At 67.9% G+C, this 24145-nt stretch carries 23 protein-coding genes, 1 tRNA gene and 1 pseudogene; 12 read left to right on the forward strand and 13 right to left on the reverse strand.

Annotation, left to right across the window (positions count from 1 at the left end; translation table 11 throughout):
- Positions 1-253 precede the first annotated feature (253 nt).
- The gene (locus tag AB0L97_RS33090) at positions 254-1480 is read left to right on the forward strand and encodes a helix-turn-helix transcriptional regulator (protein ID WP_364437458.1); all 1227 of its coding nucleotides are present in this window, start codon (positions 254-256) and stop codon (positions 1478-1480) included.
- Positions 1481-1519: 39 nt separating this feature from the next.
- A complete protein-coding gene (locus AB0L97_RS33095; protein ID WP_364437461.1) occupies positions 1520-1846 on the forward strand; it encodes a hypothetical protein in 327 nt (108 codons plus the stop codon).
- A gap of 102 nt (positions 1847-1948) precedes the next feature.
- Here the strand turns inward: AB0L97_RS33095 and AB0L97_RS33100 are convergent, their stop codons facing one another.
- The 7 genes and pseudogenes from AB0L97_RS33100 to dcm form a co-directional block, all read right to left on the reverse strand.
- The gene (locus AB0L97_RS33100) at positions 1949-2482 is read right to left on the reverse strand and encodes an MmpS family transport accessory protein (protein ID WP_364437464.1); all 534 of its coding nucleotides are present in this window, start codon (positions 2480-2482) and stop codon (positions 1949-1951) included.
- A gap of 280 nt (positions 2483-2762) precedes the next feature.
- On the reverse strand, positions 2763-3638 hold the full coding sequence (locus AB0L97_RS33105) for a site-specific integrase (protein ID WP_364437467.1): 876 nt from the start codon (positions 3636-3638) through the stop codon (positions 2763-2765).
- A 722-nt stretch (positions 3639-4360) separates the two neighbouring features.
- Positions 4361-5077: a maleylpyruvate isomerase family mycothiol-dependent enzyme gene (locus AB0L97_RS33110; protein WP_364437470.1), complete on the reverse strand. Its 717-nt coding sequence runs from the start codon at positions 5075-5077 to the stop codon at positions 4361-4363.
- Between the two features lie 465 nt (positions 5078-5542).
- On the reverse strand, positions 5543-5935 hold the full coding sequence (locus tag AB0L97_RS33115; protein ID WP_364437514.1) for a RidA family protein: 393 nt from the start codon (positions 5933-5935) through the stop codon (positions 5543-5545).
- Between the two features lie 78 nt (positions 5936-6013).
- A pseudogene (locus tag AB0L97_RS33120) lies at positions 6014-6721 on the reverse strand (DUF998 domain-containing protein); the annotation flags it as partial.
- Between the two features lie 155 nt (positions 6722-6876).
- Complete coding sequence (locus tag AB0L97_RS33125; RefSeq protein WP_355073042.1) at positions 6877-7305, reverse strand: very short patch repair endonuclease; 429 nt, start codon at positions 7303-7305, stop codon at positions 6877-6879.
- Positions 7302-8435, reverse strand: a complete 1134-nt coding sequence (dcm, locus tag AB0L97_RS33130; protein ID WP_356963509.1) for a DNA (cytosine-5-)-methyltransferase — start codon at positions 8433-8435, stop codon at positions 7302-7304. The genes AB0L97_RS33125 and dcm overlap by 4 nt, the downstream gene beginning before the upstream one ends.
- 336 nt (positions 8436-8771) lie before the next feature.
- Here dcm and AB0L97_RS33135 point away from each other — a divergent pair, with 336 nt between their 5' ends.
- From AB0L97_RS33135 to AB0L97_RS33155, 5 genes are all read left to right on the forward strand, one after another.
- Positions 8772-10022: a KasA/KasB family beta-ketoacyl-ACP synthase gene (locus tag AB0L97_RS33135; RefSeq protein WP_364437474.1), complete on the forward strand. Its 1251-nt coding sequence runs from the start codon at positions 8772-8774 to the stop codon at positions 10020-10022.
- Between the two features lie 111 nt (positions 10023-10133).
- Positions 10134-12059 carry a long-chain-fatty-acid--AMP ligase FadD32 gene (gene fadD32, locus AB0L97_RS33140; protein ID WP_364437518.1) on the forward strand — a complete coding sequence of 642 codons (1926 nt, stop codon included), beginning with the start codon at positions 10134-10136 and terminating at the stop codon, positions 12057-12059.
- A 284-nt stretch (positions 12060-12343) separates the two neighbouring features.
- On the forward strand, positions 12344-14155 hold the full coding sequence (locus tag AB0L97_RS33145) for an ABC transporter ATP-binding protein (RefSeq protein WP_355073038.1): 1812 nt from the start codon (positions 12344-12346) through the stop codon (positions 14153-14155).
- A gap of 2 nt (positions 14156-14157) precedes the next feature.
- Positions 14158-16347: an ABC transporter transmembrane domain-containing protein gene (locus tag AB0L97_RS33150; RefSeq protein ID WP_364437479.1), complete on the forward strand. Its 2190-nt coding sequence runs from the start codon at positions 14158-14160 to the stop codon at positions 16345-16347.
- Positions 16348-16396: 49 nt separating this feature from the next.
- Positions 16397-17011, forward strand: coding sequence for a putative glycolipid-binding domain-containing protein (locus AB0L97_RS33155; protein ID WP_356963376.1), 615 nt, complete (start codon positions 16397-16399; stop codon positions 17009-17011).
- A gap of 328 nt (positions 17012-17339) precedes the next feature.
- Here the strand turns inward: AB0L97_RS33155 and AB0L97_RS33160 are convergent, their stop codons facing one another.
- Positions 17340-18290: a prephenate dehydrogenase gene (locus AB0L97_RS33160; protein WP_364437483.1), complete on the reverse strand. Its 951-nt coding sequence runs from the start codon at positions 18288-18290 to the stop codon at positions 17340-17342.
- Between the two features lie 58 nt (positions 18291-18348).
- On the opposite strand from AB0L97_RS33160, the gene AB0L97_RS33165 reads away from it, so the two are divergent.
- The 4 genes from AB0L97_RS33165 to AB0L97_RS33180 all read left to right on the forward strand — a co-directional run bounded on the left by AB0L97_RS33165 (position 18349) and on the right by AB0L97_RS33180 (position 20051).
- Positions 18349-18888 carry a tRNA adenosine deaminase-associated protein gene (locus AB0L97_RS33165; RefSeq protein ID WP_195079751.1) on the forward strand — a complete coding sequence of 180 codons (540 nt, stop codon included), beginning with the start codon at positions 18349-18351 and terminating at the stop codon, positions 18886-18888.
- 43 nt (positions 18889-18931) lie between these two features.
- Positions 18932-19366: a nucleoside deaminase gene (locus AB0L97_RS33170; RefSeq protein ID WP_356963511.1), complete on the forward strand. Its 435-nt coding sequence runs from the start codon at positions 18932-18934 to the stop codon at positions 19364-19366.
- Positions 19367-19430: 64 nt separating this feature from the next.
- Positions 19431-19521 (forward strand) — tRNA-Ser (locus AB0L97_RS33175).
- A gap of 74 nt (positions 19522-19595) precedes the next feature.
- A complete protein-coding gene (locus tag AB0L97_RS33180; RefSeq protein ID WP_364437487.1) occupies positions 19596-20051 on the forward strand; it encodes a deaminase in 456 nt (151 codons plus the stop codon).
- 3 nt (positions 20052-20054) lie between these two features.
- Here AB0L97_RS33180 and AB0L97_RS33185 read toward each other — a convergent pair whose 3' ends face one another.
- The 5 genes from AB0L97_RS33185 to AB0L97_RS33205 all read right to left on the reverse strand — a co-directional run bounded on the left by AB0L97_RS33185 (position 20055) and on the right by AB0L97_RS33205 (position 23753).
- Positions 20055-21002 carry an antibiotic biosynthesis monooxygenase gene (locus AB0L97_RS33185; protein WP_355073027.1) on the reverse strand — a complete coding sequence of 316 codons (948 nt, stop codon included), beginning with the start codon at positions 21000-21002 and terminating at the stop codon, positions 20055-20057.
- Positions 21003-21007: 5 nt separating this feature from the next.
- Positions 21008-22414 (reverse strand): amidohydrolase family protein, encoded by a 1407-nt coding sequence (locus tag AB0L97_RS33190; RefSeq protein WP_364437492.1) that lies wholly within the window; start codon positions 22412-22414, stop codon positions 21008-21010.
- A gap of 52 nt (positions 22415-22466) precedes the next feature.
- The gene (locus tag AB0L97_RS33195) at positions 22467-23084 is read right to left on the reverse strand and encodes a hypothetical protein (protein ID WP_356963382.1); all 618 of its coding nucleotides are present in this window, start codon (positions 23082-23084) and stop codon (positions 22467-22469) included.
- A 1-nt stretch (position 23085) separates the two neighbouring features.
- On the reverse strand, positions 23086-23397 hold the full coding sequence (locus AB0L97_RS33200; protein ID WP_364437497.1) for a hypothetical protein: 312 nt from the start codon (positions 23395-23397) through the stop codon (positions 23086-23088).
- 68 nt (positions 23398-23465) lie between these two features.
- A complete protein-coding gene (locus AB0L97_RS33205; protein ID WP_355073018.1) occupies positions 23466-23753 on the reverse strand; it encodes a DUF6191 domain-containing protein in 288 nt (95 codons plus the stop codon).
- Between the two features lie 171 nt (positions 23754-23924).
- Here AB0L97_RS33205 and AB0L97_RS33210 point away from each other — a divergent pair, with 171 nt between their 5' ends.
- Positions 23925-24125 carry a hypothetical protein gene (locus AB0L97_RS33210; protein ID WP_039794406.1) on the forward strand — a complete coding sequence of 67 codons (201 nt, stop codon included), beginning with the start codon at positions 23925-23927 and terminating at the stop codon, positions 24123-24125.
- Positions 24126-24145: the final 20 nt, after the last annotated feature.

The raw sequence follows: 24145 nt of genomic DNA on the forward strand, positions 1-24145 counted from the left end.
CGATCAGGACTCCGTGCATCTTGTGTGCCCCCTGGCGCGCGTGCTGACGGGTGGGTGCACCCAATGCCGGAGCGTTTGCAAGAGTTGCGACGCAATGCCTGCAAGGTCCTCTGCTTGAGAGTCCGAGCATCTCCCGGCATCGGGAGCTGGAATTGACGGTAGGAACGCGCTCGCTGCCGATCAGGTACATTTCGTACCCCGTGTCAGATGCTCCGATACGCTTGACTCACACGGGGAACGAAGGAGGGTCACCATGCACGACCCCCAGGTTGAAGCTTCAGTGGGCATGCGCATCAAATGGTTGCGTGAACGCGCGGGCATGTCCCGGCCTGTACTCGCCGGATTGGTAGGCCGGTCGGCGGAGTGGATCAAAGCGATCGAGTCTGGCCGTCTGCAGCCTCCGAAACTTCCGATGCTGTTGAAGATCGCGCAGGCACTCGAGGTGAAGGATCTCGCCGAGTTGACCGGCAACGGGCACGCTGTGTCGGTGGCGATATTCGCTGGACCTCAGCACGAGGCACTGAACGAGGTGCGTTACGCACTCACCGACTACAGAATCGCAGGCAACACGCGACCGGCGAGCGTGGAGCATCTTGCGATCCGTCTGGATCAGGCGTGGAAGATCCGACACACCAGCCCCGACCACCGCACCCAACTGGGCGCGTTGCTCCCAGGCTTGATCCGGGACGCGCAACAGGCAGCGCGCATGCCCGGCCCCGACCGCAGAAAGGCGCGGCGAATCCTCGCCGCCGTCTATCAGCTCGCGGACTTCTATGTTGCCTACCAGCCCGCGCCCGAGCTGGTGTGGTTGGTCGCCGACAGGGCAATGAACGAAGGCTTCGAGGCTGACGACCCTTACGTGATCGCGTGCAGTACGTGGGCAATGGTGCAGGCCCTTCGCGACTCCGGCCGCTGGGAGGAAGCGCTTGCGCTGGTGCGAGATGCGTTAGCACAGCTCGATCCCTACCTCGACCGGGACGAAACGCCGGACGATTGGCGGGGAATTGCGGGTGCCCTCGAAGCCGAAGTCGCATATGTGCATGCTCGACGCGGTCGGCACGGTGAGGCGTGGCGGCATTGGGAAACGGCCGACGAGATAGCCCGCCTTCTCGGTTCGAATTATCGGCACGTGCAGACGTCTTTCTCCGTGCCGGTGATGCAGGCGCACGCGACTACTCTGGGCGTGGAGTTGCGGCGATCGGCAGAGGCGTTGCGTGCGGCGCGGGAGCTGGACGCTGAGGCAATCGCATCGGTACCGCGTAGGTCCCGTCATTACATCGAAGTGGCGCGCGCATACGCGCAGCACAAAGAGCCTGCGGCGGCGTTCGCCATGTTGTCGAAGTCAGAGCAGACGGCACCGGAGACGATCAAGTACAACGGGTTCGCCCGGACGATGATCCATGATCTGGTGAAGCATCCACCGACGGGCATGAGCCGGGATGTGCAGGACTTGTCTCGTCGCGTCGGCGTATCTGTCTAGGCAGCCAGAAAGGCCGCCCCCGTGAATGGTGGCGCAAGTTTGGACCGCGAGCATGAAGCGATAGGGCGTCTTGAGCGCGCCCGCGCCACCTTGCTCGCGACGGGACAGGCTCTCGCACGTAGCGAGGGCGGCCGGGCGCCGGCGCGTTCGGAAGTGTTCAGGGAGGCTCAGGCCGAGATCCATGCGGCCGAGCAGGAGCGTAACCGGCTGTTGGTCGAACTCGTCGGCGACGACGAGTCGGTGTCGGTTCAGCTGGCCAGCCGCCTGGGGCTGACCGGCCGCGAGGCCGTACACATCATCAGGACAGCGCGCGGCGGCTCACCTCGGATGCATGAGCACGTTCTCGGCACTACACCCGAGTGGTAGCGCGCCGCCCGCGGTGGCGAGATGGAGTAGGGATTTGACCCAGCCTGAATAGGCATCAGAAAGGCCGCCCCGGTCACATTCCGGGGCGGCCTTTATGCGTTGTCAGCCGTTGCAGTTGACGAGGGCGTACTTCCCGGTGGCGGTCTTCTCCTGCTTGACCTTTCCGTCGACCGTGACGCGGCATGTAACGCTGGAGCCGTTGGTTTGGGCGCCGACACCCGAGATGGCGACGGTGGAGTTGTTGATGATGGTCTTCGTCCAGGGCGCGGACGCGCTGGTTTCCTGCTGCAGCTCCGAGTTGCCGTCCCAGTAGGTGACAGAGTTGAGGTCGGCATCGGAGATGATCTCGTACACGATTGTTTTGCCCTTGCCGGTGGGCGGCTTTGCGCTCAGCGGCGGGATCGGTTCATCCGCCGGAGCGTTGGCGGCAGACTGGATGGATGTCGCGGCCGCGTCGATCGCCTTCGCGGCCTCATGTCCTGCAGTGCCGAGAATGGCGAAGCACCCGCCGAACATCAGCACAACGACCGCCAGTAGGACCCACGGCCACACCTTCCGCTTCTTCGGCGGCTGCGGGTAGGGCTGCTGCGGGTACGGCTGGCCGTAGGGCTGCTGCGGGTACTGCGGTCCGGTCATGAATTCCCCTTGGGTTGGGCAGGGTTGAATCCCCCCTGCGATGGTCAGCCCTGTGCGGGCTGCCGCTGCACATCTGCGTGCAGCGAAGAACTGTTACATGGATCACAGCGTGTCGGTGAGGACACGCCCAGCGCAATCGAGTGCCGCAACACCTCGAGTCGTGACGTGCGCCGCGTAATGGGGCAAATGCCTACACTGTCTGCTGCCTCGGCTGATCGAGGCACAAGAATGCCCCGGCCAGGTAGAAGCTGGCCGGGGCATTCCTAACTGGACGATCGAATCAGCCTGCGGCGTTCACCGCTGCCCGGACCGCGTCCCGCTCGACCGCGCAGTAGATCTGGGTCGTGGCGACCGAGCTGTGCCGCATCGCATCTCGCACTGCGAGGATGTCTTTCGTCACCCGCAGTGCGCGTGTCCCGAAGCGGTGGCGTAATTTGTGCACCGTCCACGGGTCTTCGCCGTCGAGCTGCTGGGCCTGCAGCGCCTCGGCGCAGAGCTCGCCGACGCGAGGCGGGCTCAGGTGCCCCTGGATTCGGCCCGGGAAAAGCCACCCATGGCGTGGGTGGCCCTCGCCCGGTGAATGCCCCGGCGCGCCGCTGGAGATCTCCTGGCCGAGGCCGTCGGGAACGGGGATGGTCGCGACTTTGCCGCCTTTGCCGTGTACGACGAGCGAATACCCGTCGTCGTCGACGATGAGGTCGCGGCCGACGTGAATGCCGGCGATCTCGGCGCGGCGCAAGCCCAGTTCGCCCGCGAGCCTCAGCATCAGCCGAATGCGTTTACTGGACGCTTTCAGTGCCGGGCGATAGATCCGGTCCGGTGCTGGTCGTGGCCGCGGCTTGCCCGCAGGCACGAGCGGCAGCGCCTCGGCGGCATTCTCCTCGGTGACGCCATTGGTTACCGCCCAGCGCCAGAACGAACGCGCCGAACCTCTGCGGCTACGCCGTGTCTCGTTCGCCCAGAACTGATCACCGAACCATGAGACCAGTGATCCGCCGGTGACGGACTGCGGGCCATCCCGGCCGATCGCTCGTGCGATCTGTTCGATGTCGCCGATTCGGCGCTCGATGGTGTTCTCGGACTGTCCTGCGGCCCGCAGGTGCAGTTCGTAATGGGCCAGGGGCTCAACCCAACTGGACGGTACTTGAAGTTTCACTCCTCGATTTTGGCGAATGGGACGAACTCTCATGCGCATTGACATCCCCCAATTTGGTCGGTGGTCTTTGTCGGTTCGATTGCTGGTTTTTGTCGGTCTGTGCCGTATATCTGACTAGTTGGCAACGAATTCATACTGTGTAGAGAGAGGTACTGGCCCGAACTGGGCGATATTGGCTATCGATCGGCTAACTTACTGTGTGGTAACGACATTCGGCAGCGAGAGTCCTTCAGTGTCGCTGCGCGAACGGAGTGGTCCCCCTCGGTGACATGCCTGAGAACGACCTCGTCATTGCCTGTGTTGCTGATGGACTCGCTCGACGCGTCACTTCGGTCTACGCACTCGGCGCTTGAGCCGCGGGCCGCTGTTCGTCGACGGCCGCTCGGTCATGGAGGCGCGTACCGCCCCGGATTCTGAGATATGGAGACGCGCGCGGAGCTTGTTCGAGTCAAGCATCGTCATGCCGCGACCACCCTCCGAGGTCGCGGCGCGACCATACGGGCGGCGGCCGACAGCGGTACAACGTTTTCCCTGGTCGCTGGCGCGCCGGGCACGGACCAGAAGGTTAGGGGTTCGAATCCCTTCGGGCGCACGCAGGTAGAAGGCCCCTCCAGTAGCAGCGGAGGGGCCTTCTCGCATTACATCCATGTAGGTGACGCTCGCGAGTGGCACACCAAGGAGACGGCTTCTCGGGCGATGCCGCAGTGGTGTGCCACTCGTGGTTACTTCCAGGCGGGGAGGGTGGGGAGGGGGCCGGTGAGGTCGGTGCCGGGGGTGCGGCCGAGGAGCCAGGCGGCGAGGGAGGCGGCTGGGCCGGAGATGGTGTCGGTGGGAGAGGGGCCGATGGGGGCGGTGAAGTCGGTGTCGGTGGCCTGGATGGTGATGGCAAGGGGGGTGTCGGCGGTGAGGCGGGTGAGGTCGGCGGTGGCCTGGGGGAGGATGCGGGCTACGAAGGAGGCGGGCCAGTCGGCGGGGTGGTAGTCCGCGTTCAGGTCTACGTGGTGAATTTCGACCTCTTGCAGGCGCATCCACAGGACTTCGGTTGCGGGGATAGGGCGGCCCTGGCGGGTGCGGACCTGTGCTCGCCATGCGTCGTCGGTGAGGGAGCGTGCGAGGCCGAGAAAACGGGTCGCGGCGACGTCGTTGTCGGCGAGCTGTTCGGCGAGTGGACGGGGTGCGCCCGCCTCGATGTCGGCGTCGCGCAGGAAAGGGCTGGCGTATTGCGGGATTTCGACGCCGGTGTGCGCCCACAGCAGGAGGTTCACCAAGCTGTCGGCGTTGCGGGCGAGGTGCGCGAGGACGTGGCCGCGGGTCCAGCCGGGCAGCAAGGAGGGTTCGGTCACGGCGTGCTCGTCGAGGCCGCGGATGGTGTCGAGCAGGCGTGCGGTCGCCTCGGCGACGGTGTCGAGGTGCACGGGAGTCTGCGAGGCGGTGGTCACGGTTTCGACCCTAGCGAGGCGAGACCCGGTCCGCCGCGAACGACGGGCCGGATCCGGCCGATCGAAGGTCATCGGAACTGTTGTGGGCCTGCGTGTCGTACCGTCAGTCGTTACCGGTGTGGTCGGCGCTGGATGACGCACGAGACACCGGATTCCGACAAGGGCTCAACGCCCGCGCTACATGGAAGCCCGCAGCACCGACATCCGACAACTCCGTGGTCGCACTCGAGGGCAGATCGTCGGACCCAGGGCGTTTCGGTGCAGGGCGGTGAACCTCCGGCGTGCCGCCGTCGTGGGCGACAAACCGTGATTCCGCCCAGGACTGGCAGCGGGCTGGGGCGATCTGGGATGAGTGCGATCGCCGCTCGTTTCGCGCGACGATCCATCCGCTTCGGCGGCATGACGGCTCGCCAGTTCGGCAGGTAGCCGGACAGACCACGGCGGCCTGGAAGCCCGCTCGGCGATCTACCCGCCGACGATCGCGTCGGCCTCGATCTCGACCAGCAAGGCCGGGGTGATCAGCGCCTTGATCTCGTACATCGCCGTCGCGGGACGGATCTCGTCGAAGACCTCGGCGTGCGCCTTGGCGACCTCGGGCCAGCGGGCGATGTCGGTGACGAAGATGCGGGTGCGCACCACGTCGGCCAGGCTCGCGCCCGCCTCTTCCAGCGCGGCGGCGATGCGCCGCAGCGTTTCCCTGGTCTGCTCGCCGATGTCGTCGCCGCCGACCGCCGTGCCGCCGGGTGCCGAAGCGGTGGTTCCGCTGACCGCGATGACATCGCCGAGCCGGACCGCCCGCGAGTAGCCGACGATGTCTTCGAACTCCGAACCCGATGCGATGTTCACGCGATCATTCATGGGCGACAGCATTCCACGGCGCTCGGCGCGGCCATGCGCAGGTTCCCGGCCCTCCACGATCACCGCGGCGGCCAGCGCGATCAACCACAGTGACATCGCGCCCACCTGGATCCGCTGGGCGATGCCGAGGGCGTAGTTCCCGGGCAGGTTGTCGGCCACCAGCATCCACACCGTCGCCAGCGAGCCGATCACCAGCACGACCAGCCCGGATTCGCGCAGCACCCGCCAGCGTCGATAGCGGAACGCGGCGAGGCTGAAGGCGAAGGCGGCGACCGCGATCGAGGTGACCGCCAGCGTGCTCGTCAGCGCGTGCGGCTGATGCAGTTGCGGAAATAGTTCGCTCGGGCCGCCGCACCCGCTCTCACCGGGGACGCAGTCGTGCAGCGGCAGCAGCACGTCGGCGACGGTCGCCGCGCCGAAGCAGAACAGCGCGATCCAGCCGACGTTGGTCAGTCTGCGGCGCGGGAACAACACCAGGCCCGCGATCGCCGCGGGCGCGAGGACCACCCCGACGATCAGGTCGGCGGTCGCGAACACCTCCCGGTACGGCTTGCCCTCCGCGTCCAGTTCGCTGAGGAACGTGTCGACCGGGTCGAGGTCGATGCCGAGCACGAACTGCAGCACCCAGGACGAGTAGCAGATCCCAGCGATCGCGATCGCCGCGGCGACCAGCACCATCGCCGGTCGTACGCGCCGAACAGCGATCTCCGGGCCACTCGTCACGCCTTCATTCTGCTGGTCGCTCGAGCGCGCCGGACAGCGGCGGGCCGCACACGTCATTACCATCCGGCACACAGGGTCTTGTCAGCTTCGCCCGGCACGCTGGTCGACAGCTGCAACTCGAGGAGGTCCCCATGCTCGGTTTCGCGACTGCCGCCGCCGGAATCGCGGTCATGACGGTGATGGTGGCGTCCGGTTATCTGGCCGCCCACGCTCCGCGTTCACTCGTGCGGGTGCGACACCGCTGACAGCGCGGCCTGCACGCGGTCGGCCGCACTGACGGGATCTTCGTGCTCCCAGACGCGGACCACGTGCCATCCCGCGGCGATGAGCGCCGCGTCGGTGGCCCGGTCCCTGGCCACGTTGCCCGCCAGTTTGGCCGCCCACCACTCGGCGTTGTTCTTCGGGTCGGTGGCGTGTTGCGGGCAGCGGTGCCAGAAGCATCCGTCCACGTAGACCGCGATGCGCCTGCGCGGGAACACCAGGTCGGCGCGCCTGCGCTGTCCCCGGATCGGCGCGCGATCGACGAAGTAGCGCAACCCGCGCCGGTGCAGTTCCCGGCGCAGCGCCAGCTCCGGATCGGTTCCGGTGCGCCGTTGACGCGCCATCCTCGCGCTGGTCACCGCGTCGGTCGTGGGCCTGCGGGTCATGCCGCCCATCCACCCATCCGATCGAGATGGCTTTCCACGTCGGCGAGGAAGCCGGGCGGAAAGCGCAGACTGCCCATGGTGGTGCGGCGCAGGAATCCGGCCGTCGCGCGGGCGGAGAGCAACTGCGCGTCGGTGAGGAAGTGGGCCAGGTCCTCGTACGGCTCGTGCACCGGCCAGGTGGAAACCGGCACCCGATAGGCGGCACCGTTGTGTCCCCATGCGGCGACCGGCCACGGAGTGCCCGGCGACAGCGGTTGCTCGCCGGAGATCGGTGCGAGCGGAGCGGCCAGCCGGGACCCGACCCAGGCCGCCATTCGCACGCTCACCGCGTTGCCGACCAGTTTCCAGCGGTGGCCCTTCCTGATGCCGGGCACGTCGGTCGCGGGCGCCGTCCAGCCCGCGTCGAAACCTTGCAGACGTTCGGCGTCGGCGATGCCGGGCGTGACGATCTCCCCGGACGGCAGCCGCACCGCGGGCGGGCTGGCGATGCCGAGCGCGGAGCCGCCCTTCAGGGTCGGAACCGCGTTCACCGCCCAGCCAAGTCCGCGCACCCCCTCGGTCCAGTAGAAGCCGCACGGATCGATCTCGGGATCGCCGATCGCGCGGGGACCGGCGTCCTCGCCGAACAGCACCCCGCGCGGGTCCTCGGTGCGGGAGGCCAGCATCAGCACCCGCTGCCTGCGCTGGGGCAGGCCGAACGCGCGGGCGTCCACCACCCGGTAGGCCCAGGTGTAGCCGAGCTCGTCGAGCGCGCCCGTGATGTGCCGCATGGCCGCGCCGCGGCCGAGTTGCAGCATGAACGGCACGTTCTCGATCAGCAGCCAGCGTGGGCCCCGCTTCCGGCGTACCAGGCGGAACACCTCGTCGACCAGACCCGAGCGCGTGCCGGTGATACCGGCGGTGCGCCCCGCCTGGGAGAGGTCCTGGCACGGGAATCCCGCCGCGACCAGTTCCGTTCCCGCCGGGATGGCGCGGAGTCTGGTGATGTCGGAATGCAGCGGCACGTCCGGGAAACGGGCGGCGAGCACGCCTTGGGCTCCGGGCTCGATCTCGCACAGCAACTCGGTGTGCCAGCCGTGCCTGCCGAGGCCGAGCTCGAGTCCGCCGATCCCGGCGAACAGCCCGACCATCCGCGCGCCCGTCAACGACCTTCCCTTTCTCGCGTCCACACCGGACGCCGCCCGCGCGTCCTGTGCCCGGGGAGCAGGTTACTCGAGTCGTCCGAGGCGTTCCCCGAACATCGCGACCATCGTCCCCGGCACCTGGTACGGTCCGCGTGTCACGCCGTGCGATCGGTGCGCTTTTCCAATAATGCACAAGGGTGGTCGCACCCGGACGTGATGACCGGCCGATCCGCCTGCGCTCCAGTGCCATCCGCGCGGGCCGCCCACGATCCTGGTGGCGCGCTCGCGCATTGCTTTTGCTCGACGAAGTTCCAGAGCGACGCTAGGGAAAGTGAGCGAAACATGCAGATGCCTTCCACTAAAAACGGACAGTTTCCCTCGGTCGTGGTCACCAGCCTGGCGGCGACCACGTCCATCGCGGGTGACGTGGATTCCACGTGGAAAGGCTTGCTCAACGGCGACAGCGGTATCGACGTCCTGGAAGACGAGTTCATCGACGAATTCGAGCTGCCGGTCCGCATCGGCGGGCATCTGAAGGTGCCGCCCGCCGCGTATCTGGACGCCGCCGAGGCCCGCAGGCTCGCTTACGTGGAGCAGTTGGCCGTCGTGCTCGGGCGTGAGGTCTGGCGCAACGCGGGCAGCCCCGAGGTGGACACGCGCCGTCTCGGGGTGTCCATCGGCACCGGGCTCGGCGGCGCGGAGGCGATCATCCACGCTCGGGACAAGCTGCACAACGGCGGTTACCGCAAAGTGTCGCCGTACACGGTCCAGGCCGTGATGCCGAACGGCGCGGCGGCCTGCGTCGCGCTGGAGATCGGTGCGCGGGCCGGGGTGAGCACGCCGGTCTCGGCCTGTTCCTCCGGTGCGGAGGCGATCGCCAACGCATGGCGGATGATCGTCATGGGCGACGCCGACGTGATGGTCACCGGCGGCGTGGAGGGTTCCATCCAGGCGCTCGCGATCGCGGCGTTCACCATGATGCGCGCCATGAGCACCAGGAACGACGCGCCGAAGAGCGCCTCCCGTCCCTTCGACGCCGACCGCGACGGCTTCGTCTTCGGTGAGGCGGGCGCGCTGATGGTGCTGGAGACCGAGGAGCACGCCAAAGCGCGCGGCGCGACCATTCACGCCCGGCTGATGGGCGCGGGCGTCACCTCCGACGGCTTCCATCTGGTCGCGCCGGATCCCGAGGGCACCGGCGCCGCGCGCGCGATGTCGCGGGCGATGCGGACGGCAGGCCTGGCCAAGTCCGATGTCACGCACGTCAACGCGCACGCGACCGCCACTCCCATCGGCGACACGGCGGAGGCGCGTGCGATCGGCGAGGCCGTTGGCACCCATGCGTCGGTCTACGCGCCGAAATCGGCTCTCGGGCATTCCATCGGCGCGGTCGGCGCGCTCGAATCGGTGCTCACGGTACTCACCGTGCGGGACGAAATCATTCCGCCCACATTGAATTTGGACAATCAAGATCCCGACATCGATCTGGATGTGGTGCACGGCGGAAGCAGGCCGGGCCGTATCGATTACGCCTTGAACAATTCGTTCGGATTCGGCGGGCACAATGTCGCGCTCGCCTTCGGCCGGTACTGAGGGCCAGGTGGCCGGGACACCTGCTAGCCTTCCCGACGCTTCGTTATCGACCTGTGTTCGGTGTCATTGCACGGCCCGAGTGTCTGTGCGCTGGAAAAGGATAAGGCGATGATCGACGAAACTTTCGACGACTATCTGGACGATCAGGGCAATATCGAGATTCGTGGGGACAAGACCCTGATCGACTTCGTCGACAAGCACAGCGTGGAGAACGGCGACGACCTCGCCTACCGCTTCATCGACTACTCCCGGGAGCGGGACGGCGAATACCTCGAGCTCACCTGGCGGCAGTTCGGTGTGCGCCTGCGCGCGGTGGCCGCCCGGCTGCAACAGGTCACGCGCCCTGGCGACCGGGTGGCGATCCTCGCTCCGCAAGGACTCGACTACGTCGTTGCGCTCTTCGCCGCGGTGTACTCGGGAAATATCGCGGTTCCGCTGTTCGATCCGGAGGAACAGGGCCACACCGACCGGCTGCACGCGGTGCTCGGCGACTGCAAGCCCGCCGCGATCCTCACGGTGGGCTCGGCGGCGAGCGGTGTGCGGAAATTCTTCCGGCACCTGCCGCCGCAGGAGCGTCCGCGGATCATCGCGGTGGAGGCCATCCCGGACAGTGTCGGCGCTTCGTGGGTGCGCCCGGACATCAACATCGACAGCGTCGCCTACCTGCAGTACACCTCGGGTTCCACCCGGACGCCCGCGGGCGTGGAGATCACCCACCGCGCGGTGGGCACGAACCTGCTGCAGATGATCGACGCCATCGGCGTCACCGAGAATTCGCGCGGGGTCACCTGGCTGCCGTTGTTCCACGACATGGGTCTGCTGGCCGTGATCCTGCCGACCGTCGGCGGCGGGTTCATCACCATCATGTCGCCGAGCGCGTTCGTGCGCCGTCCTTATCGCTGGATCAAGGAACTGGCCGCCGCGTCGGACGGCGCCGGAACCTTCGCCGCCGCACCCAACTTCGCGTTCGAGCACGCCGCGGCGCGCGGCAGACCCAAGCCCGGCGCGGAATTGGACCTCTCGAATGTGATCGGGCTGATCAACGGCAGCGAGCCGGTGTCGGTGTCGTCGATGAAGAAGTTCAACGAGGCGTTCGCGCCGTACGGGTTGCCGGAGACGGCGATCAAACCGTGCTACGGCATGGCCGAGGCGACGGTGTTCGTCTCCGCCACCAGGGCCGAGGACAAGGCGAAGGTGGTCTATGTCGATCGGGCCGAGCTGAACGCCGGGCGGATGGTCGAGGTCGCGGCGGACGCGGTCAACGCGATCGCACAGGTGTCCTGCGGATACGTCGCGCGGTCGCAGTGGGCGGTGATCGTGGACCCGGAGCGCGGCACAGAAAGGCGTGACGGCGAGGTCGGCGAGATCTGGTTGCACGGCGAGAACATGGGCACCGGGTATTGGGGCCGTCCCGAGGAGACCGCCGCCACCTTCCGTGCCGAGCTGACCGCTCGGTTGCCCGAGGGCAGTCACGCGGAGGGCACGCCGCAGGACGCCAATTGGATGCGCACCGGCGACTTCGGCGCGTACCTCGACGGCGAGCTGTACATCACCGGACGGGTCAAGGACCTGGTCATCGTGGACGGCCGCAACCACTATCCGCAAGATCTGGAGTTCTCGGCCCAGGAATCGAGCACGGCGTTGCGCCCCGGCTTCGTCGCGGCGTTCTCGGTACCCGCCAACGAACTGCCCGCGCTGGTCTTCGAGCAGGGCAGCCAGTCCGGTCTGAGGTTCGATGCCGAGGACACCTCCGAGCAGCTGGTGATCGTCGCGGAGCGCAATGCCCGCGCGGGCAAGCTCGAGCCGGAGCCGGTCGCCGACACGGTGCGTGCCGCGATCGCGCGCCGCCACGGCGTCATGGTCCGTGACGTGCTGCTGGTGCCCGCGGGGTCGATCCCGCGCACCTCCAGCGGCAAGATCGCCCGCCGCGCCTGCCGGGCAGCCTATCTGGAGGGCACGCTGCGCGGCGGCCACCAGCAGCAGGCTTTCCCGGACGCGCCGCAAGAGTGGGAGTCGGAGACCGCGGGCGTCGGCTAGAGCTAGGTCTCGAGGTAGCGGTCGCGATCGGTGACCCGCGGGTATCCGGCGATGAGCAGCCGGGAGCCTGGATCCGCGCGACTTGACCTCGAGTTCGCTAGAGGTTGTGAACTGGGTGAATGAGTGCCGAATCCGTCGCCGCGACGAGCCGTGGATGTCCGGCGGCGGCCGAAAATCGGTTGGTCGACGCGCGTTCCGGTGCGACCCTGAGATGTCGGACCCTGCTGCGAACATCACCGTGGGTCTCGTTCTCCGCCGCCAGTCACATACCTACAGGGGGAGTCTTGTCTGTCACGCTGGACGTTTCGTCGGCCGAATCGGAGGCCGACAGAACGGAGCGGCCCGCCGCCACGGGCCGCTTGCATTCCCTGCGCCGATTCTGGCCGTACCTGCGTCCGCACGTCCGCATTCTGCTCGCCGCCAGCGGACTGGCGCTGCTGTCCGGCCTGACGGCCGTCGTCATCCCGCTGATGATCGCGCGGATCATCGACGGCCCGGTCGCCCACCGCGATCTCGCGGGCGCGCTCGGGCCGGTGGCCGTGGTCCTGGCGCTCGGCCTGGTCGAGGCCGGTGGCGTGTGGGGACGCCGCTGGCTGATCGCCGCCCCCGCGACGCGTATCGAGATCACGCTGCGCGCCAAGATCTTCCGGAAGCTGCAAGCTTTGTCGATCGGCAGGCACGACGCGTGGGAGTCGGGTCAGCTGCTGTCCCGCGCGATCGAGGACCTGGCCACCATGCGCCGGTTCGTCTCGTTCGCGGGACCGTTCCTGCTCATCCACTGCGTGATCATTCCGGTAGGCCTGCTCGTGCTGATCGGGCTGAGCCCGCAGATCGGGCTGATCTTCGCGGTGATCGCCATTCCGCTGGTGTTCATCTGCATTCGTTTCGAGCGCAGGTACGCGGTGGCCTCGCGGCGTTCGCAGGACCAGTCCGGGGACCTGGCCACCACGGCCGAGGAGTCCGCGCAGGGCGTTCGGGTGCTCAAGGCGTTCGGGCGAGGCGTGTTCTTCGGCCGCCGCTTCACCGCCCAGGCGCAGGTATTGCGGCAGACCGAGCTGCTGAAAGCGCGCCTGGACGCGACATTGTGGTCGAGCATGCTGAGCATTCCGCAACTGGCCATCGCGTTCGCTCTCGGCTACGGCGGGTACGCGGTGGCGCACGGCACGATGACGCTCGGCACCTTGATCGCCGCCATCACGCTGGCGACCTTCCTGCAGTGGCCGATCATCTGGACCGGCTTCCTGCTCGCGGAACTGAACGACGCGCGCACCGCTGCCGACCGATACTGGGAGATCGTCGACACCCCGGTCGACATCACCGATCCGGCCGATCCGGTGCGCTTGCCGGACCGCATCCGTGGTGAATTGCGATTGCAGGCTGTGCGTTTCGCTTTTCCCGACGCGGAGAACGAGGTGCTGCGCGAGGTGTCGTTGCGGGTGCGCCCGGGCGAGACGGTGGCGCTGGTCGGCGCGACGGGAAGCGGCAAGACGGCGCTGCTCAACTTGATCCCGCGCTTGTACGACGTGACGGGCGGTGCGATCACCATCGACGGCATCGACATCGCGGCGATGCGGGTCGCCGACCTGCGATCGCTGGTGTCGGTCGCCTTCGAGGAACCGGTGTTGTTCTCGGCGAGTGTGCGGGAGAACGTCGCGCTCGGCGACCCGTCCGCCACGGACGCCGATGTGCGCCGCGCCCTGGAGGTCGCGCAGGCCACCGCGTTCGTCGACGACCTGCCCTGGGGCTTGGACACCAGGATCGGTGAACAGGGCTTGAGCCTGTCCGGTGGCCAGCGGCAGCGCCTCGCGCTGGCTCGCGCGGTGCTCACCGGCGCGGGCGGAGGCAGGCGCAGCCGGATCATGGTGCTCGACGACCCGCTGTCCGCGCTCGACGTGGAGACCGAGGAGCGAGTGCAGGAACGCCTGCGCACCGTGCTGGCCGACGCGACCACGCTGCTCGTCGCGCACCGTCCGTCCACGGCCGCGCTGGCCGACCGGGTGGCGGTGCTCGCCGACGGCCGGGTCGTCGCGGAGGGCACCCACGATCAATTGCTGCGCACCAGTAAGAGCTACCGCGAACTGATGGGAGGTGAGTAGCTGTGAGTACTGCGACCACTGTCTCGGAAGACGAAGCGCCGCAGACTGATCCGACCCGTGCAGAAGGCGCGGCCGACTGGCGCGGCATCGCGGGCGAGGACAAGGAGGTCACCGAGACCGGGAACCTGGTGCTGGCCGGACGCTCCCGGCGGCTGCTGCTCGACCTGGTCAGGCCCTACCGCAAGCTCACCGGCCTCGCGCTGGTGCTCATTGTGCTGGACAACATCGCGAAGGTGTCCGCGCCACTGTTCGTCGCGCACGCGCTGGACACCGGCATCGCGCGCGGTGTCGCGGGCGACTGGGCGCCGCTGGCCAGGACCGTGGGCGGCTACGTCGGCTCGATCCTGCTCGGCTCGATCTGTACGTACTCCTTCCTGCGGGTGACCGGCAAGCTCAGCCAGAGCGTGTTGTTCGACCTGCGCGTGCGCGCGTTCACACATGTGCAGCGGCTCAGCGTCGCCTTCCACGAGAAGTACACCTCCGGCAAGGTGGTGGCGCGGCTCACCGGCGACATCGAGACGCTGCAGGAACTGCTGGAGAGTGCGCTCAACCAGGCGCTGAGCGCGATCCTGTCGGTGCTGACCATCGCGGCGCTGCTGATCTACCTGGACCAGGCGCTCGCCGCGATCGTGCTGATCGGATTCGTTCCCCTGGCGCTGGTCACCCGCTGGGCGCAGCGCAGGCAGCGAGCGGGCTACCGGCGCACGCGCGCCGCGATCGCCAAGGTGGTCGTGCAGTTCGTCGAGTCGATGGGCGGCATGCGGGCGGTGCAGGCGTTCCGCCGGGAGCAGCGCAACGAGTCGGTGCTCGCGGTGGAGGACTCCGAATACCGCCAGGCGACCACCGCGGCCATGCGCGGCATGGGCGACTACGCGGGTTTGACCAAACTGCTCGGCAACCTCACCACGGTGACCATCATCGTGGTCGGCGCCTGGCGCGTGATCGAGGGCGATCTCGCGGTCGGCGTGCTCGCGGCCTACTTGCTGTACCTCAACGAGTTCTACGGGCCGCTGGACGAGCTGGCGCAGGTGTTCAACGCCTACCAGTCCGCGGCGGCCGCGTTGGAGAAGATCTCGGGCGTGCTCGAGGAGGAGCCGTCCGTGCCGGAGCGGGCGCGGCCGATCCCCCTGGCGAAGGCGTCCGGCGCGGTGCGGATGGAGAAGGTGTGGTTCGGCTACGCGGCCGGTTCGACGGCCGACAGCGGCGCATCCGAGAAGTCGGATGCCGTCCGGCTGGACGACGGCGGCCGTCATGCCGGCGCGGTGGGTGATTCGGCGGTCCGGCCGGGCGGCGCCCCGACCGGTGACGAACCGGACAGCCCGTCGGATGTGCGAGGCCTGGCCGCGACCGGCAAGCCGTCGGCCGGTTCGCATGTCCTGCCCGGTGCGTCCACGAGTGTCGGCGGGTGCTCGCCGAGCAGCGCCGTCGCGGCGGAGTCGAACGCGCCTGCCGACGCCCTGCCGGTACCGTCCGCGGATTCGCCGGTGCGGTCGGATCGCCGGACGCGACCGGTGCTGCCGGAGTTCACCTTGGACATCCCGGCCGGGCAGATCATCGCCCTGGTCGGTGCGACCGGTGCGGGCAAGTCGACGCTGGCGAAGCTGCTGACGCGGTTCTACGACCCGTCCGGCGGCGTGGTCACCCTGGACGGCGTCGACCTGCGCCTGCTGTCCGACGCCGATTTGCGCCGCAACGTGGTGATGGTCACCCAGGAGTCCTACCTGTTCTCCGGTTCGGTGGCCGACAACATCCGGTTGGGCAGGCCGGAGGCCACCGACGCGGAGGTGTTCGCGGCGGCCCGCGCGGTCGGTCTGTACGACTTCGTGCAGGCGTTGCCCGAGGGCTTCGGCACCGACGTGCGCAAACGCGGCGGCAGGCTCTCGGCGGGGCAGCGGCAGCTGGTCGCGTTCGCGCGGGTGTTCCTGGCCGATCCCGCCGTGATCGTGCTGGACGAGGCCACGTCGAGCCTGGACATCCCCAGCGAACGGCTGGTGCAGCGGGCGCTCGAGACCGTGCTGCGCGGCCGCACGGCCGTGATCATCGCGCACCGGCTGTCCACGGTGGCGATCGCGGACCGGGTGCTGGTGCTCGAGTCCGGCCGGATCGTCGAGGACGGCGCGCCGGATGCCCTGATCGCGGGGACCGGCCGGTTCGCCGACCTGCACGCGGCGTGGCGGGAGTCGCTCGTGTGATGAGCGGCGGTTCTACGGGCGGGGGCCGGACGTCGCTTACGGTAGATACGTGACGACCCCAGCCTCCGACCCCGAGAGCCCCGCCGCGAACACGCAGGAATCCCGGTGGCCGGCGATCCTCACCTGGCGCGCCCACGACGCGACCCGGATGGAGTCGGTGCGGGTACAGCTCAATGGCAACCGCATCCGCGCCACCGGGCGGATGATCGGCGGGGCCGGCGCCGACCACCCCGCGTTCAGCGCGTCGTACGACCTGGTCACCGACGAGAACGGCGTGACGAAGCGGCTGTCGCTGCGCACCACGACGGCCGCCGGGGAGCGGCATGCCTCCATCGCCCGCGACGAGGAGAACTACTGGCTCGTCGACGCGGGCGGCAACCACGTGCGCTCCACCTTCGCCGGAGCACTCGACGTGGACGTGGTGCTCAGCCCGTTCTTCAACACCCTGCCGATCCGCCGCTACGACCTGCAGCACGCGGTCGAGGACGTCCAGGTCCCCGTGGTCTACGTCCGCCTGCCCGACCTGCTCGTCCAAGAGGCCACGCTGATCTACAGCAGCGCCGCCGACGGCATCAGCGTGCTTTCGCCGGTCTCCAGCGCGACGGTCACGGTGGACGCCGACGGCTTTCTGCTGGACTACCCGGGGCTGGCCGAACGGATCTGACGCGGCACCGCGCGACGGCCCACGAGCTGGCATGCGCGAGTCGAGGCTTTCGTGCCGAGGACCGGGTCGTCGAGCCCCGAGGTTCCAGAATCGCCACCGGAGCTCCGGGAACGCGCCTGCCACCGAAGGCCGCGCCGGGTCGACACCCGCGGCCGGTCTCTCGGCGCTGCGAATACTGGACGGAAGGCAGTGTCGTCGGAGCTGCCCAGGCTCGCGCACCTCGACGCGGATGGATCTCCGCCGGAGAAAACGTCGCGAGGTGTTCACCCGCGATCAGCAGCGGCCGGACCGACTCTGGAATGTCTGGGAGGGGACGGTTCTCGCGCGGTCAGTTCAGCCGGGTTATGACCCCACCGCGCTCGCCTGCGGCCCGCAGTTCTTCCAGCCAACCGCGGTCGCCGGGACGAATGTCCGTGATCTCCCAGCGGCGCGCGCATTCATAGCGCTGTCGCGCGTCGTGCCCGGCTTCGACCAGGTCCGCGAGGGATTGCTTGTCGCGCAGGCTGTCGCGCGCCGCGCCGAGCACGGTGAGTGTCTCGTCCAGAACTTCCAGTAGCGCCGCGGAATTCGGTTCGCAGATCGCACGAACCAGGTCGGGCGCCGTGCCCGCGACGCGGGTGCCGTCCCGGAACGACCCGGCCGCGAGGCCCAGCGCGAGCTCACCACCGGTGGCGCCCGCCAGGGCCAGTGCCTCGGCGAGCACATGCGGAAGGTGGGAGATGCGGGCCACGGCGCGATCGTGTTCCGCGGCCACGACCGGTACCACCACCGAGCCGCAATCCAGCGCCAGGCGCACTACGCGGCTCCACGGGTCGACCCGCGTGCCCTGGTCGACGCCGACCGCCCACACCGCGTCGCGGAACAACGTGGGATCGGTGGCGGCCCAGCCGGATTCGGACGTACCGGCCATCGGATGGCCGCCGACGTACCGCTCGGCGAGTCCGTGTTCGCGTACGGCCACCGCGACCGGCCCTTTCACGCTCACCACATCGGTGAGCGCGCATTCCGGCGCGTAGTCGGCGATCGCCGAGAGCATGTGGTCCACCGCGGGCATCGGCACCGCGACGACGATCAGCGCGTCGGTCTCCGCGGCGCGCCGCAGCGCGGCAGGTAGGTCTTCGGTGACGTCGAATCCGTCGGCACGGGCGGCCTGCGCACCCACCGCGGAGCGGTTGTATCCCCAGCCGTCGTAGCCCGCGCCGACGGCCGCACGCAACAGCGACCCACCGATCAAACCGGTCCCGAGGACGCACACGGGTGCTTTCTTCGCCGAAGTCACCCGAACAGATTGGCATACGACTTCAACATTTCCGCTCGAGCAGACTACCGTTGCGGCCATGGCAGCACAGCGCTCGGGCACGAACAGGGCGGCGTCGGACGATTACGACGACGTGGAAGGGTTCGCAGTGGCGGTTGTCCGCGAAGAAGGCAAATGGCGGTGCAGTCCGCTGAGCCGGGACGCGCTCACCGATTTGTCCGCCGCGGAAAACGAACTGAAGGCTTTGCGCAGCTCCGGAGCGGTGTTCGGATTGCTCGACATCGACGACGAGTTCTTCATCGTGCTCCGGCCCGCGCCGAGCGGAACCCGGATGCTCGTCTCGGACGCCACGGCCGCGATCGATTACGACATCGCCGCGGACGTCCTAGAGGCCCTGAACGTGGAAATCCCCGATATCGATCCGGATGAACTGGACGACGTGGAGCCGTGGGAGGAGGGCGACCTCGGTGTGCTCGCCGATCTGGGCCTGCCCGAACCGGTGCTGAGCGTCATCCTCGCAGAGACCGATCTCTATCCGGATGAGCAGCTCGGCATGATCGCCCAGCGTCTCGGCTTCGCCGGTGAATTCGCCGCGGTGCTGGATAAACTGCCGCGCTGACGTGCGCGCTCTCCCGGACGACCCGTTCTCCGCCGACGCCGATATGGTGCGGGCGGCCATCGCCGCCGCGGCGGCCGCCGGGGAGCGTGACGTACCCGTCGGCGCTGTCGTGTTCGACTCCGCCGGAATGGAACTCGCGCGAGCCGCGAACGCGCGGGAGGCGCTGGGCGATCCGACCGCGCACGCGGAGATCTTGGCGCTGCGTCGCGCCGCCGCGGTCCACGGTGACGGGTGGCGGCTGGAGGGCGCCACGCTCGCCGTGACGCTGGAGCCGTGCACCATGTGCGCTGGTGCCCTGGTGCTCGCGCGGGTGGGCCGTCTGATCTTCGGTGCGTGGGAGCCGAAGACCGGCGCCGTCGGGTCGCTGTGGGACGTGGTGCGTGACCGCCGTCTCAACCACCGGCCGCAGGTACGCGGCGGAGTGCTCGCGGACGAATGCGCGGCGTTGCTCGACGAGTTCTTCCGCACCCAGCGCTGAGCCCACCCACCCCAGGTCTACAGGCGATTTAGTGATCCGGCACCGGTCCGGTATGGTTGTCGGCGGTGGCGTGTCCGAGCGGCCTAAGGAGCACGCCTCGAAAGCGTGTGAGGGGTAACCCCCCTCCGAGGGTTCAAATCCCTCCGCCACCGCCAAAGCCCCTCATCTGTTCGCACAGGTGAGGGGCTTTTTCATCTTCCGCAGGACGAGTCGAAGGAGATTGATTCCGGTGACCGAGCCCGACCACGATTACTGGATGAACCGGGCCATCGAACTCGCGCGCTTGTGCCCGGTGGCGGAGGGCGCGTTCTCGGTGGGTGCGGTGATCGTCGCCGATGGTGCGGAGATCGCCACCGGCTATTCGCGTGAGTCCGATCCCAAGGAGCACGCCGAGGAGGCCGCGCTCCGCAAGGTGGACCCGGCCGATCTCCGGCTGGCGCGTGCCACGATCTACAGCACGCTGGAACCCTGCTCGGAGCGGGGGTCGAAGGATCGGCTGCCGTGCACGGACCGGATATTGCGGGCCGGTATTCCGGTCGTGGTGATCGCGTGGCGCGAGCCGTCGACATTCGTGGCGAACTGCGTGGGCGTGGAGAAACTGCGGCAGGCGGGGGTCACGGTGGTCGAGCTCGCCGACCTCGCCGAGGCGGCGATGTCGATGAACCGGCACCTCGACCTGTCCTGAGCTTCAGTCGTAGTCCCAGTACTGCAGCCAGCGCACCGACGCGAACAGCAGCAGTGTCAGCGCGTAGAGGACGACGACCACCGCCGCTCCGACGATGCTGATCCGTGGGCTCGCGCCGTCGACCGGGTCCAGCCACCGGCGGAACCGGCGCGCGACCGCGGGTGAGAGGAAATAGCTCATCACGCCCACGCTCACGATCTGGCTGAGCCACAACGCCAGCCACGGCTGCGCGCCGAGCCGGTCGAGCACCGGACCGAGGAATCGGGACAGCACCATCACCGTCGGATACAGCACCAGCAGCACCAGCATGGCGGTCTTCCAGGTCGGTGTCATCCTGGTCTCGCCGTCGACCGTGCGGACGGTAGATCCGAACGGCGTGGTGTGCGCGTCCACGGTGAAGTCCTCGGTCAGCTTCGAACGCAATTCCGGTAGCGCGGCGGCGCGTTCGTCCGAGCCCAGCCATTCCGTCAACTGCCGTTGTGTCCGGAATCGGAGCACCGAGAACCAGCGGCCGCCGTCCGCCGGGAAAAGGGCGGCGCCCTCGAATCCCGGAAATCTCGAACTCGCCGCGACGAGTTGCGCCTCGGTCGCCTCGAATTCGAATTCCTTGTCGCGTGCGACACTGTGCCGGAACACGCAGACGCCCGGCGGCGGCGACTCTCCCTCGACGATGATCAGATCGGCGCTCTTGCAATGGAAGCCGCGCGCTTCACCGTCGGCGACGGTGGCTGCCCGTTCGGCCGAGTCCAGGAATTCGTGCAGCAATGGCTCGGATCGGAATGTGACGCTGAATCCCGGTTCGAGCATCGGGCTCTCGGTCACCGCGACGGAGGAATGCGTGAACCCGTGCATCGCGCGGGCGATTTCGGTCAGCCGCGCCAGCCAGTCCCGGAAGGCCGCGTCGTTCGCCGGTCGGTGAAAGACCGTTACGACGGTCGCCGCGGCATTCATCGGCGCTACACGACGTCGACGCGACGGCCCCGCACGTAGACCTCGGTGATCGCGGGCTCTCGGATACCCATCAGCAAGGCGAACAGTGTCTGATCCCGGGCCAGTACGGGGTCGTCGGAGCGAACGCCGTATGCCAGCGTGCTTTCCAGCGCTGGAACACGCGCCGGTTCGACCACGATGAAGTCGGCTTCCTTACCGACGTCGAAATTCCCGAAACGGTTCTCCATATCCAAGGCACGCGCACCGGCCAGCGTGCCGGTGAAGAGCATTTCCGCGGGATGCATCGACACGCCCTGCTCGCCCGGCTCGGAGATGTGCACTTTGAACGCGGCGGAAAGTACCTGTGGAATAAGCCATTCGTCGCCACCGCCGTAATCGGTGCCCGCGGCTACCGTGACGCCGGAGGCGAGCGTCCGCTTCCACGGCATCGTGCCGGAACCGAGGAACTGCTGCGATACCGGGCAGTGCGCGACCGACGTGCCGGTTTCGGCCATCCGCCGCAGTTCGTCGTCCTGGCAGTGCACGCAGTGGGCGAGAATGGTGCGCTTGCCGAGCATGCTCTTGCCGCCCACCGCTGACCCGGGCAGGAACTTCCCGTCGTAGGTGTCCAGATAGGTCGCCACGTCGTACGCCTGCTTGGTGGCATCGACTTCGCCGGTGCCGGGGCGGTTGTTCTCGTTGAGGTGACTGTGGAAATAGACGCCGCGTTCGCGTACCGAATCATAGAGATCGCCCAGGTTTTTCAGCGTCGTGCGAGTAACCGCCAGCGAGAATCGCGGCACGACCGCCACGTGCAGCAGCGCCGTGTCCACGTCACCGGTGTCGGCGGCATGCCATTTGTCGATCTCTTCGCTCGTCAATCGGATGGCGTCGTCTTCGGTGGTGATCAGCGGCGCCGCCGCATCCGCTCCGGTCGTTTGGATTCCCCGGCCTGCGACAATCCGCAGACCACGCCGCCGGGTCTCGGTGAACAGGGCGTCCTGCGCATGCGGGAACGCCGAGCCGAAGACCATCGCCGCCGTGGTCCCCGCTGCGATGCGCCGTGCGCAGAACTCGGTGGCCGCCGATAGCGCGAATTCTGGATCGGCATAACGGGATTCCGCGGGGTACATACATAATTCGAGCCACTCCAGCAGTTGGCCGCCGCCGTAGGCATCGCCCGCGAAGGTCTGTGGGAAGTGGATATGCGTGTCGACGAATCCGGGAAGCAGGAATCCTGGACGATGATCGAACACTTCTCCGGCGCGGTGCTCGGCCGGGATATCGGAGCGCGGTCCGCAGAATACTATCCGGCCGCTTTCCCCGATTATCAGCGCACCGTCCGGCAGATCGGCCAACGCGTCGGCCGCATCGCCGACTGCGGGACTTCCGGCGATGTGGAAAATGTGCCCCAAGTGGACTTGGCTCACCATTCGAGGAAAACACACATGGATCCGGCATGCGAGCGGATCGGGTGAAATGCGGTCAGACGCCGCGCGAGAAGAATGTCACCGGAGGCGGCATACGGTAGCCGGCGAGTTTGATGAATCGGGCGCTCACGCTGCGCTGCGCGTCCTCCAGCGGGCCCGCTCCGACCGTGTTCATCATCCGGTTGATCACATTGAAGCAGGTGCCGACCCAGACGGCCTCGTCGAACGCTTCCCGGGAGACGCCCGCCAGCCGGACCAGCGCGGCGTCCTCGGCGGTCAACCCGCCCGGGTCACGAGCCATCTTCGCGAGGAAGGCCAGCATCGCGCGCGCCTCGGGACGCAGCGGGGAGTCCGCGCCGCCGGCCAAGGCGCGGGTCACCACGTCGGCGTCGACGTAGGCGCCCGCGATCGCCTCGTGCGAGGTGGCGCAGAACGGGCACTCGTTGGCCTGCGAGGTATGCGTCGCGAAGATCTCCCGTTCGGCGACGGTCCAGTACGACGGTCCGCGCATGATGTCCTGGATCAGCTCCGACAGCGGCGACCCGAAGAACCTGTGCCGGTAGAACAACACTTTGAGCACGGCGGGAACCTCCACGCCGCTGAACCGCCGCATGGTCCACAACACGAGTTTGGTCGGCCGGTCGTGACCGGAACGCACTGCCTCCAGCCACATCTCAGTACCCCTCCCAAGCCAGGCGCGCGGCGCGCAGGCGCCGGTCGGCCGCGCCGTAGGCGGCGACCGCGGTCGCCTCGAAGATCTCGTCGTCGGTGTGCCCGGCCGTTTTGAGCGCCGTGATCTCCTGCTCGGTGACCCGATAGGAGCGGTCGGCCACCAGGTCCGCGAACGTGGCGAGTTCAGCGGGAACGTCCTGGCCGGAGTCGGCTGTCCCGGCGGCTCTGGCTCGCAGCGCCCGGCGGACCCGGCTCGACAGCCGCCCCGGGGCGGACTCGAGATGCTCGCCGAACAGCTGCCATTTCTCATTCATCGAGCCGCGCATGGGCCTCATTCTGTCCGACGACGGTCACCTTCGCTGAGAATCACGGGCGCGCAGCGCTACTCGTTACCGACCCTGCGCAATACGACCTTGCGACCGGCCAGGTCGACACCGATCAGCGGCGGTGCCCCCTGGTCCTGCTCGTCGCGCAACATCGACACCGATTCGCGATGGTCGAGCTCCATGCGTTTGGTCGAGTAGAACAGCGCGGTGAATTCGTCGGTGAACGTGCCGGAGATCGGTGTGCGGCGGCGCCTGCGGCGCTTGTTCACGGTCAACTCGTAGACGGCCACCAGCACGAGCAGGATCACCCAGCCTGGAATCGTCCACTGGAACAGCGCCGCCATGCCACCGAAGGTACCAGCCGGCAGTCCCGTAGAACCGGAGTGAAAATTGTCCTTTTCATGAGGGGTAACCGACGTGATCGCGGGTATACGCCCGATACGCAAGTGCGGGGAAGGACGCGATGCCAGATGCGCCGTCGGACAATCCGCGCGGGAACGATGCGCGAGAGAAACATGAGAATCGGAAGTGTAATCGTCTTGATCTGGTTGCTGATCGGCGTGGTCGCCGCAGCACAACGGCACTATTTCGACAGCGGGCCGGTCAACTGCGCCGGTTTCGGCACCATCGCCGTCACGGTGATCGCGGGACCGCTCAACTACATGGGCGTCAACCCGAAGGTCGCGGATTGCAATGTCCCGCAACCGAGCCCGTAGTTCGATCGAGTAACCGCGGA

The sequence above is a fragment of the Nocardia sp. NPDC051911 genome, assembly GCF_040681035.1.
GTDB classification, from domain to species: domain Bacteria; phylum Actinomycetota; class Actinomycetes; order Mycobacteriales; family Mycobacteriaceae; genus Nocardia; species Nocardia sichangensis.

What these genes read in the sequence shown, in the direction of transcription:
- AB0L97_RS33090 (WP_364437458.1), top strand. Translation starts at nt 254, where the DNA reads ATGCACGACCCCCAGGTTGAAGCTTCAGTGGGCATGCGCATCAAATGG.
- AB0L97_RS33185 (WP_355073027.1), bottom strand. Translation starts at nt 21,002, where the DNA reads ATGAATGCCGCGGCGACCGTCGTAACGGTCTTTCACCGACCGGCGAAC.
- AB0L97_RS33165 (WP_195079751.1), top strand. Translation starts at nt 18,349, where the DNA reads ATGGCAGCACAGCGCTCGGGCACGAACAGGGCGGCGTCGGACGATTAC.
- dcm (WP_356963509.1), bottom strand. Translation starts at nt 8,435, where the DNA reads ATGGTCGGGCTGTTCGCCGGGATCGGCGGACTCGAGCTCGGCCTCGGC.
- AB0L97_RS33115 (WP_364437514.1), bottom strand. Translation starts at nt 5,935, where the DNA reads ATGAATGATCGCGTGAACATCGCATCGGGTTCGGAGTTCGAAGACATC.
- AB0L97_RS33205 (WP_355073018.1), bottom strand. Translation starts at nt 23,753, where the DNA reads ATGGCGGCGCTGTTCCAGTGGACGATTCCAGGCTGGGTGATCCTGCTC.
- AB0L97_RS33200 (WP_364437497.1), bottom strand. Translation starts at nt 23,397, where the DNA reads ATGAATGAGAAATGGCAGCTGTTCGGCGAGCATCTCGAGTCCGCCCCG.
- AB0L97_RS33190 (WP_364437492.1), bottom strand. Translation starts at nt 22,414, where the DNA reads ATGGTGAGCCAAGTCCACTTGGGGCACATTTTCCACATCGCCGGAAGT.
- AB0L97_RS33195 (WP_356963382.1), bottom strand. Translation starts at nt 23,084, where the DNA reads ATGTGGCTGGAGGCAGTGCGTTCCGGTCACGACCGGCCGACCAAACTC.
- AB0L97_RS33170 (WP_356963511.1), top strand. Translation starts at nt 18,932, where the DNA reads ATGGTGCGGGCGGCCATCGCCGCCGCGGCGGCCGCCGGGGAGCGTGAC.
- AB0L97_RS33100 (WP_364437464.1), bottom strand. Translation starts at nt 2,482, where the DNA reads ATGACCGGACCGCAGTACCCGCAGCAGCCCTACGGCCAGCCGTACCCG.
- AB0L97_RS33135 (WP_364437474.1), top strand. Translation starts at nt 8,772, where the DNA reads ATGCAGATGCCTTCCACTAAAAACGGACAGTTTCCCTCGGTCGTGGTC.
- AB0L97_RS33125 (WP_355073042.1), bottom strand. Translation starts at nt 7,305, where the DNA reads ATGACCCGCAGGCCCACGACCGACGCGGTGACCAGCGCGAGGATGGCG.
- AB0L97_RS33210 (WP_039794406.1), top strand. Translation starts at nt 23,925, where the DNA reads ATGAGAATCGGAAGTGTAATCGTCTTGATCTGGTTGCTGATCGGCGTG.